The 14889-nt window shown below is 75.2% G+C and carries 12 protein-coding genes; 7 read left to right on the top strand and 5 right to left on the bottom strand.

Translation table 11 applies throughout. The annotated features are described in order from the left end of the window. The first annotated feature begins 304 nt into the window (after positions 1 to 304). The 3 genes from LO772_RS05305 (at position 305) to LO772_RS05295 (ending at position 4395) form a co-directional block, all read left to right on the top strand. On the top strand, positions 305 to 1750 hold the full coding sequence (locus LO772_RS05305; protein ID WP_231777194.1) for a PucR family transcriptional regulator: 1446 nt from the start codon (positions 305 to 307) through the stop codon (positions 1748 to 1750). Positions 1751 to 2026: 276 nt separating this feature from the next. Next, on the top strand, positions 2027 to 3157 hold the full coding sequence (locus LO772_RS05300) for a CaiB/BaiF CoA transferase family protein (protein ID WP_231777193.1): 1131 nt from the start codon (positions 2027 to 2029) through the stop codon (positions 3155 to 3157). 116 nt (positions 3158 to 3273) lie between these two features. Then, complete coding sequence (locus LO772_RS05295) at positions 3274 to 4395, top strand: M24 family metallopeptidase (RefSeq protein WP_231777192.1); 1122 nt, start codon at positions 3274 to 3276, stop codon at positions 4393 to 4395. A gap of 296 nt (positions 4396 to 4691) precedes the next feature. On the opposite strand, the gene LO772_RS05290 is transcribed toward LO772_RS05295, so the two are convergent. Both LO772_RS05290 and LO772_RS05285 read right to left on the bottom strand, forming a co-directional pair. After that, positions 4692 to 5252 (bottom strand): hypothetical protein, encoded by a 561-nt coding sequence (locus tag LO772_RS05290; RefSeq protein WP_231777191.1) that lies wholly within the window; start codon positions 5250 to 5252, stop codon positions 4692 to 4694. A 238-nt stretch (positions 5253 to 5490) separates the two neighbouring features. Next, the gene (locus tag LO772_RS05285) at positions 5491 to 6447 is read right to left on the bottom strand and encodes a hypothetical protein (RefSeq protein ID WP_231777190.1); all 957 of its coding nucleotides are present in this window, start codon (positions 6445 to 6447) and stop codon (positions 5491 to 5493) included. Between the two features lie 367 nt (positions 6448 to 6814). Here LO772_RS05285 and LO772_RS05280 point away from each other — a divergent pair, with 367 nt between their 5' ends. Next, the gene (locus LO772_RS05280; RefSeq protein ID WP_231777189.1) at positions 6815 to 7255 is read left to right on the top strand and encodes an Lrp/AsnC family transcriptional regulator; all 441 of its coding nucleotides are present in this window, start codon (positions 6815 to 6817) and stop codon (positions 7253 to 7255) included. 266 nt (positions 7256 to 7521) lie between these two features. Here the strand turns inward: LO772_RS05280 and LO772_RS05275 are convergent, their stop codons facing one another. Genes LO772_RS05275 through LO772_RS05265 form a run of 3 tightly spaced genes read right to left on the bottom strand, consistent with a single transcriptional unit; the run spans position 7522 to position 10007 of the window. Continuing rightward, complete coding sequence (locus tag LO772_RS05275; protein ID WP_231777188.1) at positions 7522 to 8052, bottom strand: methylated-DNA--[protein]-cysteine S-methyltransferase; 531 nt, start codon at positions 8050 to 8052, stop codon at positions 7522 to 7524. A 48-nt stretch (positions 8053 to 8100) separates the two neighbouring features. Then, positions 8101 to 8967 (bottom strand): ABC transporter permease, encoded by an 867-nt coding sequence (locus LO772_RS05270; RefSeq protein ID WP_231777187.1) that lies wholly within the window; start codon positions 8965 to 8967, stop codon positions 8101 to 8103. After that, positions 8964 to 10007 (bottom strand): ATP-binding cassette domain-containing protein, encoded by a 1044-nt coding sequence (locus tag LO772_RS05265; RefSeq protein ID WP_231777186.1) that lies wholly within the window; start codon positions 10005 to 10007, stop codon positions 8964 to 8966. The genes LO772_RS05270 and LO772_RS05265 overlap by 4 nt, the downstream gene beginning before the upstream one ends. A 110-nt stretch (positions 10008 to 10117) precedes the next feature. Here LO772_RS05265 and LO772_RS05260 point away from each other — a divergent pair, with 110 nt between their 5' ends. From LO772_RS05260 to LO772_RS05250, 3 genes are all read left to right on the top strand, one after another. Beyond that, positions 10118 to 10876: a TetR/AcrR family transcriptional regulator gene (locus tag LO772_RS05260; RefSeq protein ID WP_231777185.1), complete on the top strand. Its 759-nt coding sequence runs from the start codon at positions 10118 to 10120 to the stop codon at positions 10874 to 10876. A 124-nt stretch (positions 10877 to 11000) separates the two neighbouring features. Then, positions 11001 to 13979 carry a DEAD/DEAH box helicase gene (locus tag LO772_RS05255; protein ID WP_231777184.1) on the top strand — a complete coding sequence of 993 codons (2979 nt, stop codon included), beginning with the start codon at positions 11001 to 11003 and terminating at the stop codon, positions 13977 to 13979. Continuing rightward, entirely contained in the window at positions 13976 to 14884 is a 909-nt protein-coding gene (locus tag LO772_RS05250) for an SWIM zinc finger family protein (RefSeq protein ID WP_231777183.1), read from the top strand. The genes LO772_RS05255 and LO772_RS05250 overlap by 4 nt, the downstream gene beginning before the upstream one ends. Positions 14885 to 14889: the final 5 nt, after the last annotated feature.

Raw genomic sequence — 14889 nt, 5'->3', positions numbered from 1 at the left:
GGAAATGCGGGGGCCGACGGGGAAATGCCTTGAGGACGGGAGTGGTTGCGCCGCCACCCGGCTCGCCGCCGGGAATTTCGGCAAAGTGACGGATTCGTCGGTGACGGAGGGTGTTCCGCGGGTACCTGATCGACATCCCATGGTACCCACGAAGTAGAGGCCGGGGCCCGTGAGTTGCCGTCGCGAGTGAGCGCGGGAAGACTCCGGCGGGCGGGCGCACGCGCCCGGCGCACACCGGTGGCGCGCTGCCTGCGCGCCCCCGGAGGAGCTGACGCGGGTGTGTTCGCGCCGATACGGTCGGTGCATGGGCATCGGAGGGGACTCCCCCTCCGCTGCCACCGGAAGGCGGCCTCCGGTCCGGTCCGGTGGCGGTGTCGGCGGAGTCGCCGACGCCGCGGCGGGCGCCACGGGTGCGACCGGGCGGGACGCCGACAACGCGGTCAAGAGGAAGGCGGGCAGGGTGGCCAAGGTCGCCAAGACGGGGGCGGTCGGCGGTTCCGGGGTGGTCAGCTCGACCCAGGCCGCGGGCACCGGCACACGCGAAACGGTACGAACATTGCCGACCAGACGCCGACCCCGGGCGAATACGGGGGCGGAGGCCACCGAGATCCCTCCCCCGGAAAGCACCCAGGGCCCGCCGGGGCGCGAGGCCGACCCGCGCCGTCCGGCCGTGCGGCCCGGCGACCCGCCGGAACCGGGGCACGGCACGGCGATCGCGCGGGCCGGCGGCGCCCCGGAGCAGACCGTCGCGCCGCCGCGCACCGGGGGCGTCGCCCCGGCCGACGAGTACGCCGGGGAGGCCGAGTTGGGCCTGTCCCGGGTGCTGCTGCCCGCCGCGGCCCAGGCCCTCGCGGTCGCCGGGCGGCTCGCCCGCGCCGCGGCCGACGCCGGAGCCGACGCGGGCGAGATCAAATACCGGGCCGACCTGGTGCGCGACCTGCTCACCGGCCGCCTCGCCGACCCGGGGTGGCTGCCGCCGCACGGCCTCGGCGCGCTCCTCGCGCGCGAGGTCACCGTCGTCGTCGCGCAGCCCGACCCGCTGCCGGGCGACAGCGCGGCGGGCCTGCGCCGCCATCAGGACGCGCTGACCGCGGCGTGGGCCTCCGCCCTGCGCGTCGCCGACCCCGACGCGGTGGTGGCCGGATATCCCGGCGAGATCGTCGCGCTGATCACCGCCCCGTACGCGGGCGGCGGCCGGGCCACCGCCGCGGCCGTCGGCCGGGACGCCGCGGCGCGCGTCCGCGCGGCCTGCGCGCGCCTTCCGCGCACGTTCACCACGGGCATCAGCCGGCCCGCGTGCGGCATCGAGGCGCTGCCCGGGGCGTACGAACAGGCCCACCGCGCGCTGGAGGCCGGGCGTCGGCTGCAAGGGCCCGGCGCGGTCACCGACTTCGACCGGCTCGGGGTGTTCCGGCTGCTCGCGATGCTGCCCGCCGACGGCGAACTGGAGCGGTTCGCCGGGGAAGTCCTCGGGCCGCTCGCGGCGGGCGACGACCCCGAGGCCGGGGAGCTGCGCCGCACGCTGCACGTGCTGCTGGAGACGAACCTCAACGTCGCCGAGACCTCCCGGCGGCTGTTCGTGCACTACAACACGCTGCGCTACCGCATCGGGAAACTGGAGCGGCTGGTCGGTCCGTTCACGCAGGACTCCCGGCTGCGCCTCGATCTGCTGATCGCCCTGGAGACCGTGCACCTGGCCGACACCGCGCCGCCGGGGCAGCGCCGTTCGGTCGACGAACCGCGCAGATAGGGCTCCGCGCGGGCGCGTGGCGGGCGGCCGTCGGGCGCAACCGGCGCCGTATGCCGGTGACGCCGCCGGTCGGGGCGGCGTCCGGCCGCGTTCCGGTGTCCCGGGTTCCGGTTTCGCCCGTTCGGGTGAAACAGAGTTCCTGACGAGGATCCGTCGGCGCGCGAAAAGCTTGATTGTGTCAGGCAAGATTATGCTTGACTGTATCAGGCATAGTCCCGCCGGTCCGGTCCGGCGGGCAGGTCGCGACCGGGGTCGGCGGGCGTTCGGGAGGACACCATGGGTGCGCTGTCGGGGATCAAAGTCGTCGAACTCGCGGGCATCGGGCCCGGGCCGTTCGTGGGCATGCTGCTCGCGGACGCGGGCGCGGACATCATCCGCATCGACCGCCCCGGCGCGGGCGGCATGCCGCATCTCGTCGTCGGCCGGGGCCGGCTCGGCGGCCTCGAGGTCGACCTCAAGCGGCCCGAGGGCGTCGAGGCCGTGCTGCGGCTGACGGCCGCGGCCGAGGTCCTCGTGGAGGGCTTCCGCCCCGGCGTCACCGAACGCCTCGGCCTGGGCCCGGACGCGTGCCTCGCCCGCAACCCCCGGCTCGTCTACGCCCGCATGACCGGGTGGGGGCAGGACGGTCCGCTCGCCCCGCGGGCGGGACACGACATCAACTACATCGCGATCTCCGGCGTCCTGCACGCGTTCACCCGCGCGGGTGAACGACCGGTGCCGCCGCTCAACCTCGTCGGCGACTACGGCGGCGGGGCGATGTTCTGCGCGTTCGGGATTCTCGCCGCTCTGCTGGAGGCGCGGGGGTCCGGCCGCGGCCAGGTCGTCGACGCCGCGATGACGGACGGCTCCGCGGCCCTCGGCGCGTTCGTCCACGGCATGCGCGGCAACGGCTCGTGGTCGGATGAGCCGGGGACGAACCTGCTCGACACCGGCGCGCCCTTCTACGACGTGTACGAGACCGCCGACGGCGGCCACATGGCGGTCGGCTGCATCGAACCGCAGTTCTACGCCCGCTTCCTGGCCGGGCTCGGCCTCGACCCGAGCACACTCCCCGCCCAGACGGACCGCGACGGGTGGCCGACGCTCAGGGCCCGCTTCGCCGAAATCCTGCGCACACGGACGCGCGCCGCGTGGACGGAGGTCTTCCAGGACACCGACGCGTGCGTCACCCCGGTCCTCACCTGGACCGAAGCCGCAGCCCACCCGCACAACGCCGCGCGCGGCACCTACGTCGAACGCGACGGCACCCCCCAACCCGCCGCCGCACCGCGGCTCTCCCGCACCCCGTCCCGCACGGGCGGCGCACCGGGGATGCTGACGCCCTCCCGGCTCGCGGCGTGGGGCCTGGAAACGGACGAGGTGGAGAAGCTGCGCACGGAGGGCGTGCTGAGCGGGCCGGGCTTGTGACGAGGCTCCGCCGCGGCGCGGCCCGCCGAGCCGCCGTGGGAGGCTGCCGTCGGCGTCCGGTGCCGGTGGGCGGAGAAACCGGCGACCCGCGCCGGGCGCCGCACTAGATTTGGGGCGTGAGCGATAACTCCGAGCTGTACCCCACCGACCGCCTCGCCGCCGCCGCGAAAGCCGCCGCCGCGGCCGGGCTTGACGCGCTTCTCATCACGCCGGGCGCCGACCTGCGCTACCTCACCGGGTACGCGGCGCTGCCCTTGGAGCGTCTGACCTGCCTCGTCGTACCCGCCGACGGCGACGCGTTCCTCGTCGTCCCGGGGCTGGAGAAACCCGCGGCCGAGGCGTCGCCGGCCGCGCGGCTCGGCATCGAGATCACCGGCTGGGCCGAGACCGACGACCCGTACGCGCTGATCGCCCGCCGCCTGCCGGGCCGTCCCGCCCGCGTCGGCGTCGACAACCACATGTGGGCCGAGAAACTGCTCGACTTCCGCCGCGTGTTCCCCGGGGTCGAACAGGCCCTCGCGGGCGGGGTGTTGCGCGAGATGCGGATGCGCAAGACGCCCGCGGAGGTCGAGGCGCTGCGGGTGGCCGGCGCCGCGATCGACCGCGTGCACGCGCGCGTCGGCGACCTGCTGCGCGCGGGACGCACCGAGCGCGAGGTCGGCCGCGACATCGCCGACGCGATCATCGCGGAGGGCCACGTCCGGGTCGACTTCGTCATCGTCGCGTCCGGCCCCAACGGCGCCAGCCCGCACCACGACGTGTCCGACCGGGTCATCCGCGAGGGCGACCCCGTCGTCGTCGACATCGGCGGGACCACGGAGGACGGCTACTGCTCCGACGAGACGCGCACGTACTGCGTCGGCGAGCCGCCCGCCGACTTCGCGGCCTCCTACGAGGTGCTGCTGCGGGCGCAGCGCGCGCAGTGCGCGGCCGTGCGCCCGGGCATCACGGCGGAGCAACTCGACGCCGTGGGCCGCGACATCATCGCCGACGCCGGGTTCGGCGAGTACTTCGTGCACCGCACCGGCCACGGCATCGGCCTGGAGACGCACGAGGAGCCGTACATCGTCGAAGGGTCGCCGCGCCCGCTGGAGCCCGGCATGGCCTTCTCCGTCGAGCCGGGGATCTACCTGCCCGGCAAGCACGGCGCCCGTATCGAGGACATCGTCGTGTGCCGGGACAACGACGGCGAACCCATGAACCGCCGCCCGCACGAGCTGGCGATCGTCGGCGCCTGACGGCGGGCGCGGGCCGGCCCCGCGCGTGCGCCACCCGCGGTGCCCGCGGCGCCACCGGCACCGGCGGGGGATCGCCGGACGCGTCGGTGCCCCGAGGACCGCACGGTCGCGGGCCGGTTCCCGGAGGCCTCGATGGTGGCGGTCACCGCCGAGTGGCGAGGACGGCGGCCGTACGCCACCACGCGACGCGGCGAACGCCGGTCGTTCCGCCGTGCCGCGGCGCCGGGTCGGCCCGTCGAGCGGTCGGGCCGCGAACCGCGGCGGCGTGCCTCGCGGTTGCCGTGGGGGTCGTCGCGTCAGGCCCGGACGTGCGAGAACGGCTGGTCGCGCCAGTGCAGTCCGAGGGGCAGGAGCGTCGGGGGCGGTGCCGGGGCCGTGTCCGGGGCGACGAGCCCGTCCTCCTGAGGCTCGGCCGCCGCGCCGACCCCCGGGCACGGGCGGGCCGCGAACGGGTCGACGGGGTCCGGGAGCCCGGCGTGCACCGGAACGCGCCACGTCGGCGCGGGCGCGGGGTCGACCCGGTCGTCCGCGGGGTCGGGCGGCGGGACCGCCGCGGCACCGGCCCGCGGATCGCGTATGGGGGTTTCGGCGAAGACCAGCGTCCCGCACGTCGCGCAGCGCAGGCGGGCGGAAGCCGGGCGGGTGTCCGAGGCGGGGGCGTCCGCGGTCTCCTCGGAGACGCCGCCGGTGTGCGGTGGGCCCGGATCCGGCGGCTCGTGGGTGTTTGGTGCGTCGGCCGCGCCCGTCGAGCCGGTCGCGTCGTCGGTCGGCGGCGCCGGGGCGCCTTCGACTTCGCCCGCCGCGGCCGGCACCGGGGCCTCGGACGGGCCGACGAGATCGAGGGTGACGCTGCTCATCCGGGCACCTCGTTCCGGGTGGGGACGGCGTTTATTCGGTCGGTGCGCTCGCTCACGGGGATCCCCCTGTCGCCTGCGCGGACGTACCCGTACGTCCCGGGTCGTCCCGCTGCGCCGACCATAGCCGCGCGGACCGACGGAGCGCAGCCCTCCGGATGCGGGCGAATCGTCCCGCCTCGAACACCCGTGCCCTTCGGGGGCTTTTGGTGATGACAATTCAGGACATGGCGCTGCCGGTTCAGCCCATATGCGGCTTGACCGCCTCCAGCGGCTGGGGCTCGATCGCGCGGCGCAGCTGCTCCAGCCGGTACGGCAGGGGCTCCCAGCCGGGCTGTCCGACCATGTCGGCGTTCACCTGCACGACGGTCTTCGTGTAGGCGCGGGCCAGGCCGCGCGGCATCAGCGGCATGCCGGGCGGTCGCAGGCGGGCCTGGCCGTCGGCGTCGAGGACGCCGGCGTGGTTGCCGCGGACCGAGACCCACAGGGCGGTCGTACTGCCCACGACGTCGACGATCAGCTCCTCGCGCACGTCGAGCCAGCGCTGGAGTGCGGCCCGGGTGTGCGCCGACAGTTCGTGCACCTCGGTGGTGGGCGCCGCGATCGAGCGGGCCTGGGGGCGCCGCACGACCGTGACGGTGGTGAGGTCCGGGGCGAGGTCGTCGAGCCTGAGCGCGCACAACTCGCCGACCCGGGCGCCGGTGTCGAGCACCATGCCGACGAGTGCGAACAGGCGTACGCGGCCCGCTCCGGCGCCGGGGCGGTCGGCGCCCGCCTCCAGCCAGCTCTGCAGCAGCGAGCGCTGCCGGGAGCCGACGGGTTCCCTGAGTTCCTGCATGGCCGGGCGCTCGGGCAGCGCGACGGGCACGCTCCCGGCGCGCGCGAGGATTTCGAGGCAGTCCATCCGCACCCGGATGCTGGCGACGGTCGACGTGCCGGGCCCGGCCGTGGCGCGGGCGCGCAGGTCGCCGCGGGCCGCCCAGTCGAGGTAGACGCCGACCGGGCCGGCCTCGAACAGCGCGGCGAGCGACGCACGCGCCTCGGCGGGAAACCCCTCGCGCATCACCGCCCGCCGCAACTCGCCTGCCACCCAGCGCAGTTGGCGGGCGCGCGAGGCGGACGTGCTCTCCTGGGACGCGACGCTCAGCAGCGCACGGTCGAGTTGTTCGAGCGCGGGGAGGCGGGCCGGTGCCGTCATGAGGCCCCAGGGTAGCCGTGCAATAACGGGCCGGTCGGATATTTGTTCGGACGCGCGCGAAACGTCCACCCGTCTCGCGCCGAGCCCCGACCTCCGGCTGTGCTCCTCACCGACCCACGACTCCCACCACGCCATGTGTCGGCGGCCGACTCCGGTTGTGCTGGACACCGGCCACCGACTCCGGCTGTGTTCTATGCCGGCCACCGACTCCGGCTGTGTTCTATGCCGGCCACCGACTCCGGCTGTGTTCTATGCCGGCCACCGACTCCGGCTGTGCTCTACGCCGGCCACCGACTCCGGAGGTGCTTTTTGTCGTGCGGCGACTCCGATCATGTCGGAACGCCGCCGATGCCCTAGGTTCTACGCTGTGGAGGACCTCGACCGACAGATCGTCCGGCTACTTGTCCAGGACGGTCGCATGAGCTACACCGACCTGGGCAAGGCCACCGGCCTGTCGACCTCGGCGGCGCATCAGCGCGTCCGCAGGCTCGAACAGCGCGGGGTGATCCGGGGGTACGGCGCCGTCGTCGACCCGGACGCGTTGGGCCTGCCGTTGACCGCGTTCATCTCGGTCAAACCGATCGACCCGGCCGCCCCGGACGACGCCCCCGACCGGCTCGCGGGCCTCGCCGAGGTGGAGGCGTGCCACAGCGTCGCCGGCGACGAGAGCTACATCCTCAAGGTCCGGGTCGGCGAACCGGGCGACCTGGAGACCCTGCTCGCGAAGATCCGCGCGGCGGCCAACGTCTCGACACGCACCACCGTCGTCCTGAGCACGCCCTACGAGGGCCGCCCTCCCAACCTCTGACCCCGCCGACCCCCACAAACCCGACCACCCCGTCCACCAACCACGCCCGAAACCGTTCCCCGGCGAACGAAGCCCGAGGGCGCGCACACGTGCGACGAGGTCGGCGCCTGCTCGATTCCGCGGCTGATCCCCTGCGCACTGCCACCACCACAAGGCCGCAACCACGCTGCCGCGACGCCGGGGGAGCGACCGAGACCTCGCTCCCGGACCGGAACCCCGCCCACCCCACGACAGGGCCCGGAGCGTTCGATCGCACCGGTGGGGACCTAGAACAGTGTGGGTTGAGGGGCCTCTGGGGCGTTTTCGATGGTGAGCATGCGCCACTTGGTGTGGATGCCGCCGTGTGCCGAGAAGCCTCCGGAGGCGCCGCCGGCGGCGAGGACGCGGTGGCAGGGCACGACGATCGCGCACGGGTTGCGGCCCAGGGCGTGGCCGACCGCGCGGGCCGCGCCGGGCATGCCGAGGCGGCGGGCGACGTCGCCGTAGGTCAGGGTGCGGCCCGGCGGGATGGTCCGGGCCACGGCGTAGACGCGCTGGTGGAACTCCGGTACGCCGTCGAGGTCGAGGACGATGTCGGCCAGATCGCGCGGCTCGCCCCGCAGCAGCGCGCGCATGCCCGCGATCGCGTCGCGGACCTCGGGCGGTGGGTCGGCCGGGGGGTGGCCCTCGGGCAGGCGGGCGCGGGTGGTGTCGTCGTCGCGCTCGGGCAGCCGCACGGCGGTGACGCCACGCGCACCCCACGCGATGCCGCACCGGCCGATCGCGGTGTCGAAGAGCGTGGAGCCGCGTGACGTCATGCGTCCAAGTGTGCCGCCTGGTACGGACATCGTGAGCGCCAGGCGGACTCAGCGGTCGAGCCGGGCGTATTTGCGGACCGCGGCCGGAAGGAAGACGAGGGTGATCACCACCGGCCAGGCGACGGCGAGTTCGATCGCGTGGCGGGCCGCGAACGAGTCGCCGCCCCAGCCCGGGTTGCCGAACAGTTCGCGCGTCGCCGCGACGGTCGCGGAGAGCGGGTTCCACGCGGCGATCGCGCCCAGCCAGCCGGGCATCGACTCGGGGGCGGCGAAGGTGTTCGACAGGAAGCCCAGCGGCCACACCAGGATCTGGATCGCGACGACGGACTCGGGGTTGCCGGAGACCAGGGCGAGGTGGATGCCGACCCACAGCAGCGCGAACCGCAGTGCCAGAAGGAGTGCGAAGGCGCCGAGCGCGCGGGCGGCGCCTTCGTGCCAGTTCCAGCCCACGAGCCGCCCGCACACCACCATGACCGCGAGTGCCGCGACGGTGTTGAGCATGTCGGCGACACACCGGCCCGCGACCACGGCGGACGGCGCGATCGGCAGCGAGCGGAACCGGTCGGTCACGCCTCGTGCGGCGTCCGCGGCGACCGCGGTGAAGGTCGACTCGACGCCGAACACCATGGTCATCGCGAACATCCCGGGCATCAGGAACTCGCGGTATCCGCCGCCGCCCGGGACCCGCATCTGGCCGCCGAACAGGTAGCCGAACATCAGGACGAGCAGCACCGGGAACAGCAGGGTGAGCAGCAGCGCGCCGGGTTGCCGCGCCCAGTGCCGGAACGTGCGCAGGGTGAGCGTCCAGGTGTCGGCGACCGACCGGCGCAGGCGGGCCGCGGCGCCGCGGGGTACCGGCGGCGGGAGCGGGGCGAGCGGTCCGGCGGCGGGTACGGCCGTGGTGGGGGCGGTCATGACTCCTCTTTCGCGTCCGGCGCCGGGGCGGGATCGGCGGGGGTGTGGCCGCCCGTGGGGTGGCCGGTGAGGTCGATGAACACCTCGTCCAGCGTGGGTCGGCGCAGCGCGATGTCGTCGGCGTCGATGCCGGCGTCGCGCAGCGCGACGGCCACCGCGGTGAGGGCCGCGACGCGGTCGCGGACGGGTGCGCCCGCGCGTCGGCGGCGGGGGTCCGTCTCGACCGCGTCCGTGCCGCAGACGCGGGCCAACAGGGCCGCGGCGGGGGCGAGTTGGTGGTCGTGGGGGACGACGACGTCGATGCGGTCGCCGCCGAGGCGGGCCTTGAGGGTGTCGGGGGTGCCGCGTGCGATCACGCGGCCGTGGTCCACGACGGTGACGGTGTCGGCGAGGCGGTCGGCCTCCTCCAGGTACTGCGTGGTCAGCAGCACGGTGGTGCCGGCCTCGGCCAACGACCGTACGCACTCCCAGACTTCGGTGCGGGAGGCGGGGTCGAGCCCGGTGGTCGGCTCGTCCAGGAAGATCACGGCGGGGGAGAGGATCATGCCGGCCGCGAGGTCCAGGCGGCGCCGCATGCCGCCGGAGTAGGCGGCGACGGGTTTGCGGCCGGTGTCGGCGAGGCGGAAGCGGTCGAGGAGTTCGGTCGCGCGGGCCCGGGCGGTGCGCCGGGGGAGGTGGTGGAGGCGTCCGAACATCTCCAGGTTGGCCCGGCCGTCCAGGATGTCGTCGAGCGCGGCGTGCTGGCCGACGAGCCCGATGCGGCGGCGGACCTCGGCGGGGTGCCGGGCCACGTCGTGTCCGGCGACCTCGGCGTGGCCGCCGTCGGCGCGCAGCAGCGTGGTCAGGACGCGCACGGCGGTGGTCTTGCCGGCGCCGTTGGGTCCGAGCAGGCCGTGGACGGTGCCGCTCGGCACGGTGAGGTCGAATCCGTCGAGCGCCGGGCGGTCGCGGTAGTGCTTGCGGAGCCCTTCCGCCCGGATCGCGGGGGCGCGGCCCGCGTCGTGGACGGCCTCGGCGGGGGCCCTGGTCACGGCGGTCACGCGATGTGCCTCCTAAACTATGTACGGTGTACGACTTCTCCGTACACTGTACGGTCGCGGCCGTGCGACGTCGACCGTACACCGTACGGAATTTTGGTGAGGAAGGTCACATGGCAGCCGAGAAGACCGGTCGCTCCGACCCCGCCCGGACGCTCGCGCTCCTGTGGCGCGGCAAGGAGCCCCCCGCGCGCGGGCCCAAGCCGGGGCTCACCGTCGACCGCATCGTCGCCGCGGCCGTCGCGCTCGCGGACGAGGCCGGCGTGCCCACGCTGTCGATGCGCAAGGTCGCGGAGCGGCTGGGGGTCGGCACGATGTCGCTCTACACCTACGTCCCGGGCAAGGACGAACTGCTCAACCTCATGCTCGACACCGTCCTGACCGAGGGCGAGCGCCCCGACGACTTCGCGGGCACGTGGCGCGAGGCCCTGGAACTGCACGCGCGCGCCGACCGCGCGGTGGCGCTGCGCCACCCGTGGGTGGTCTCGCTGTCGGTGCCCGGCCTGATGCTCATGGGCCCCGGCGAGACCGCGCGCGGCGAGTTCGCGATGAAGGCCGTGTCCGGTATCGGGCTGACGCCGCGCGAGATGGTCGACGTGGTCAACCTGGTGGACGGCTATGTGCGCGGCGTCGCGCAGATCACCGCCGACCTGCGCGTCGCCACCCGCGACTCGGGGGTCGACTACGACGACTGGTGGGAGCGCGCGACGCCGTCGCTGGAGCGGTTCATCCAGCAGTCGCGCTATCCGACGCTGTACGGCGTGTGGGCGTCCGGCGCGTTCGAGGTCGCGCCGGACGAGGGCTTCGAGTTCGGCCTCGCCCGCCTGCTCGACGGTGTCGAACGCCTGGTCGCGGAGCGGGCCGGGGGCTGATCGGGCGGCCGGGAAGGGAGGGGCGTCGGGCGCGTGTTGGATCTCCGTACAATGTACCGTACGTTGTACGGAGTCCTGATGGAGTCCCGTACGCGGTCGCGACGAACCACCCTGGAGGCCCCGCATGGGGATCGGCACCACCGGCAGTACCCCCGACGCGTCCGTCACCCCCGGCGACGCCGCGGCGCTCGTCCGCTGCGCCCCCGTGTTCGCCGCCGCGGACCCGCCGCGCGACGCCCACCTCGTCTTCTGGAGCCCCGATGGCGTCGACCTCCCGGAGGCGGCGGGCGAGGGCATCGAGCTGACCGTCGCCGTGCCCGACCCCGCGACCGGCGCGGTGGCGCGCCGGACCGTGCCCGCCGTACGCCTGCCCGTCGCCGCCGCGCTGCCCGTGCTCTCCCGCGCCCGCACCAACCCGGGTGCGCACCCGGCGGCGGCGTTCTGGGGCGCGGTCTGCGTCACCGCCCTCCAACTCGTCGCGCGCGGAAGGCTGTTGCCGGGGGTCACCCCCGGCGACTTCGACGCGTGGCGGGTCGGCCCGCTGGACGCCCCCGACATCGCCCGGATCCGCGACCTGGCCCGGGCCATGCCCCCCGAGGCCCGCGCGGTCCCGCACGACGGCGGGCCCGCGGCCGGAGCCGGCACGCTCCTCGAACTCGCCGACGCCGAGGACCTGGTGCGCGGGCTGCTCGACGCGGTCGCGGACACGATGCCGCGCACCTCCGCCGCCGCGCGTGCCGCCGGAACGCCGCTGTTCGCCGCGCGCACCGCGCCCGTGCGGGTCCCGCAATTGCGCCCGTGGGCCGACGAGGTGGCGGCCGGGCTCGACGCCGGGCTGCGGGCGTCCCTGCGCGTCGAGGCCCCGGAGACCGACGGCGACGACGTCCCGCACGGCTTCCGCGTCGTCGTCCAACTGCACAGCCTCGCCGACCCGACGCTCGTCGTCGACGCGGCCGACCTGTGGGCGGACACCCCGGGCGAGGCCGCCGACACCGCCGCCGACACCGCGGACACCGACCGCGACACCGACGACCCGGCGACCCGCACGCGGCGCGCCATCGCCCGCCTCGGCCCCCGTGCCCGGCTCGACGCCACTGTCGCGGTACGCCGCGCCGCCGACGCCTGGCCCGCCCTCGAACGCCTGCTGCGCCGCGCCGTACCCGACGCGCTCGACCTCGCCGACGACGAACTCGGCGAACTGCTCGGCCCGGCCGCCGCGCGCCTGGCCGCCGCCGGCGTGGACGTCCACTGGCCCAAGCGGTTCGCACGCGGGCTCACCGCCACGGCCGTCGTCGGCGGCCCGACCGCCGAGCCCGCGGCATCCGGCCTGCCGTCGTTCTTCGGCGGCGGCGCGGCCTTCGCCTTCCGCTGGCGGCTCGCGGTCGGCGGCAGCGACCTGACCGACGCCGAGATGGACGCGCTCGCCGAGGCCAAGCGCCCGATCGTCCGGCTCCGCGACCAATGGACCCTCGTCGACCCCGAGTTCCTGCGCCGGGCCCGCGAACGCGACCTCGCGACCGGGTCCGCGCTCGACGCGCTCGGCGCCGCCCTGACCGGCAGCGCCGAGATCGACGGCACGCGCGTCGCGGTCGACGCCGAGGGCATCCTGCGCACCCTCCGCGAGCGCATCGCCGACCCCGACGCGGGCGCCGAGCCGATCACCGCCCCCGCCGCCCTCGCCGCGACGCTGCGCGACTACCAGCTGCGCGGCCTGCGCTGGCTCGCCCGCATGACCGAACTCGGCCTCGGCGGCTGCCTCGCCGACGACATGGGCCTCGGCAAGACGGTCACCCTCATCGCGCTGCATTTGCACCGGCAGCGGGACGAAGCGACCGCCGGGCCCACCCTCGTGGTCTGCCCCGCCTCGCTCCTCGGCAACTGGGAGCGCGAGATCCGCCGCTTCGCACCGGGCACCGATGTGCGGCGCTTCCACGGCACCGGCCGCGACCTCGCCGGCCTCGCCGACGGCTTCGTGCTCACGACGTACGGCACGATGCGCCGCGACGCGCCCCAACTCGCCGCCACCCCATGGGGTCTGCCATGGGGTCTGGTGGTCGCCGACGAGGCGCAGCACGTGAAGAACCCGCAGTCCGGGACCGCGAAGGAGCTGCGCCGCATCCCCGCCGCGGCGCGCGTCGCGCTGACCGGCACGCCGGTCGAGAACAACCTGTCCGAGCTGTGGGCGGTCCTCGACTGGACGACCCCCGGCCTCCTCGGTTCGCTCGCGGCGTTCCGTACGCGCTGGGCGGCGCCCGTCGAGTCGGGGACGGACCCCGCGGCGGCCGAGCGGTTCGCGCGCCTGATCCGGCCGTTCCTGCTGCGGCGCCGCAAATCCGATCCGGGTATCGCCCCCGAACTCCCGCGCAAGACGGAGACCGACCGCCCGGTCGCGCTCACCCCGGAACAGGCCGCGCTCTACGAGGCGGCGGTACGCGAACTCATGGCGGAGATCGCCGGGACCACCGGCATGACGCGGCGCGGGCGCGTGGTCAAGCTCCTGACCGCGCTCAAACAGATCTGCAACCATCCCGCGCACTATCTGAACGAACCCGAAACCGGCCCGGACGGGCGTTCCGGCAAGCTCGAACTGCTCGACGAACTCGTCGACACCATCACCACCGAGGACGGCGCGGTCCTGGTCTTCACGCAGTACGTCGCGATGGCCCGCCTGCTTGAACGCCACCTCGACGCACGCGGCGTCGGCAGCCAACTGCTGCACGGCGGAACGCCGGTCGCCCGCCGCGAGGAGATGGTGCGGCGGTTCCAGGACGGCGAGGCCCCCGTGTTCCTGCTGTCGCTCAAGGCCGCCGGAACCGGCCTCAACCTCACGCGCGCCGACCACGTCGTGCACTACGACCGCTGGTGGAACCCGGCGGTCGAGGACCAGGCCACCGACCGCGCGTACCGCATCGGGCAGACCCGCCCGGTGCAGGTGCACCGGCTGATCGCGGAAGGCACCGTCGAGGACCGCATCGCGGACATGCTCGCGGCCAAGCGCGCGCTCGCCGACGCGGTGCTGCGCCCGGGGGAGGCCGAGGCCGGACTCGCCGAACTGACCGATGCCGAACTGGCCGATCTGGTCGCCTTGAGGAGCATGCCGTGACCCGGGACGACGCCCGTGACACCCCCGCCGCGCGTGACGAGGCGCGCGGGTTCGCCGCCTTCCCCGCGGGCCGCCACGGCGGCCGGGCCTTCGCCCGGTCGTGGTGGGGCCGCGCGTGGATCCAGGCCGTGGAGGACTCCGCCCTCGACGGGAAAGCACTCAAAAGCGGTCGCAGGTACGCCTACTCCGGGCGGGTCGGGACCATCACGGTCAGCCCCGGGCGGCTCAGCGCACCGGTGTACGGCGAGAGCGGCGACGTCCACCGCACCGTGCAGCTCGTCCAGCCGCTCACCTCGCGGCAGTGGGACCTCTTCCTCGACCAGGTGGCCGCGAGCGCGGGCCACGTCGCGGCGCTGGTCGACCGCGACATGCCCCACGACCTGGCCGCCGCGGCCGAGGACGTCGGGGTGCCGCTGCTGCCGGGCATCGGCGACCTGGACCCCTCGTGCGACTGCGACGACTGGGGCCACCCGTGCCGGCACGCCGCGGCGCTCGCGTACCAGGCGGCGTGGCTGCTCGACACCGACCCCTTCGTCCTGCTCCTGATGCGCGGCCTCGGCGAGGAGCGGTTTCTCGGCGCCCTCCAGCGGCGCGGCGCGGCCACCTCGCGGCCCGCGGAAACCGCCGGCCGTCCGCCGCTGCCGGCCGCGGACGTGTACGCGGCCGTCCCGGCGGCGCTGCCCGTCCTCCCGCCGCCGCCCGAGTCTCCGGGGGACATGCCGGATGTCCCGGGCGGACCGGGGGTGGATCCCGAGGCCCTGCGCCTGCTGGCCCGCGAGGCGGCCGTGCGGGCTTTCGCGCTGCTGGCCGACGGTGCCGCGCCCGGTACGTCCGACGGCGCCGAGGCCTCCGGCGGAGGGGAGGGGCAGGAGCCTGCCGCTCGCGAGGCGCCCGCGGGCCCGTGACCGGG

This window comes from Yinghuangia sp. ASG 101 (assembly GCF_021165735.1).
In the GTDB taxonomy this organism is placed as follows: Bacteria; Actinomycetota; Actinomycetes; order Streptomycetales; family Streptomycetaceae; genus Yinghuangia.
Note: the sequence above shows the minus strand (reverse complement) of the source record. Positions and strands in the feature narration are given on the sequence as shown.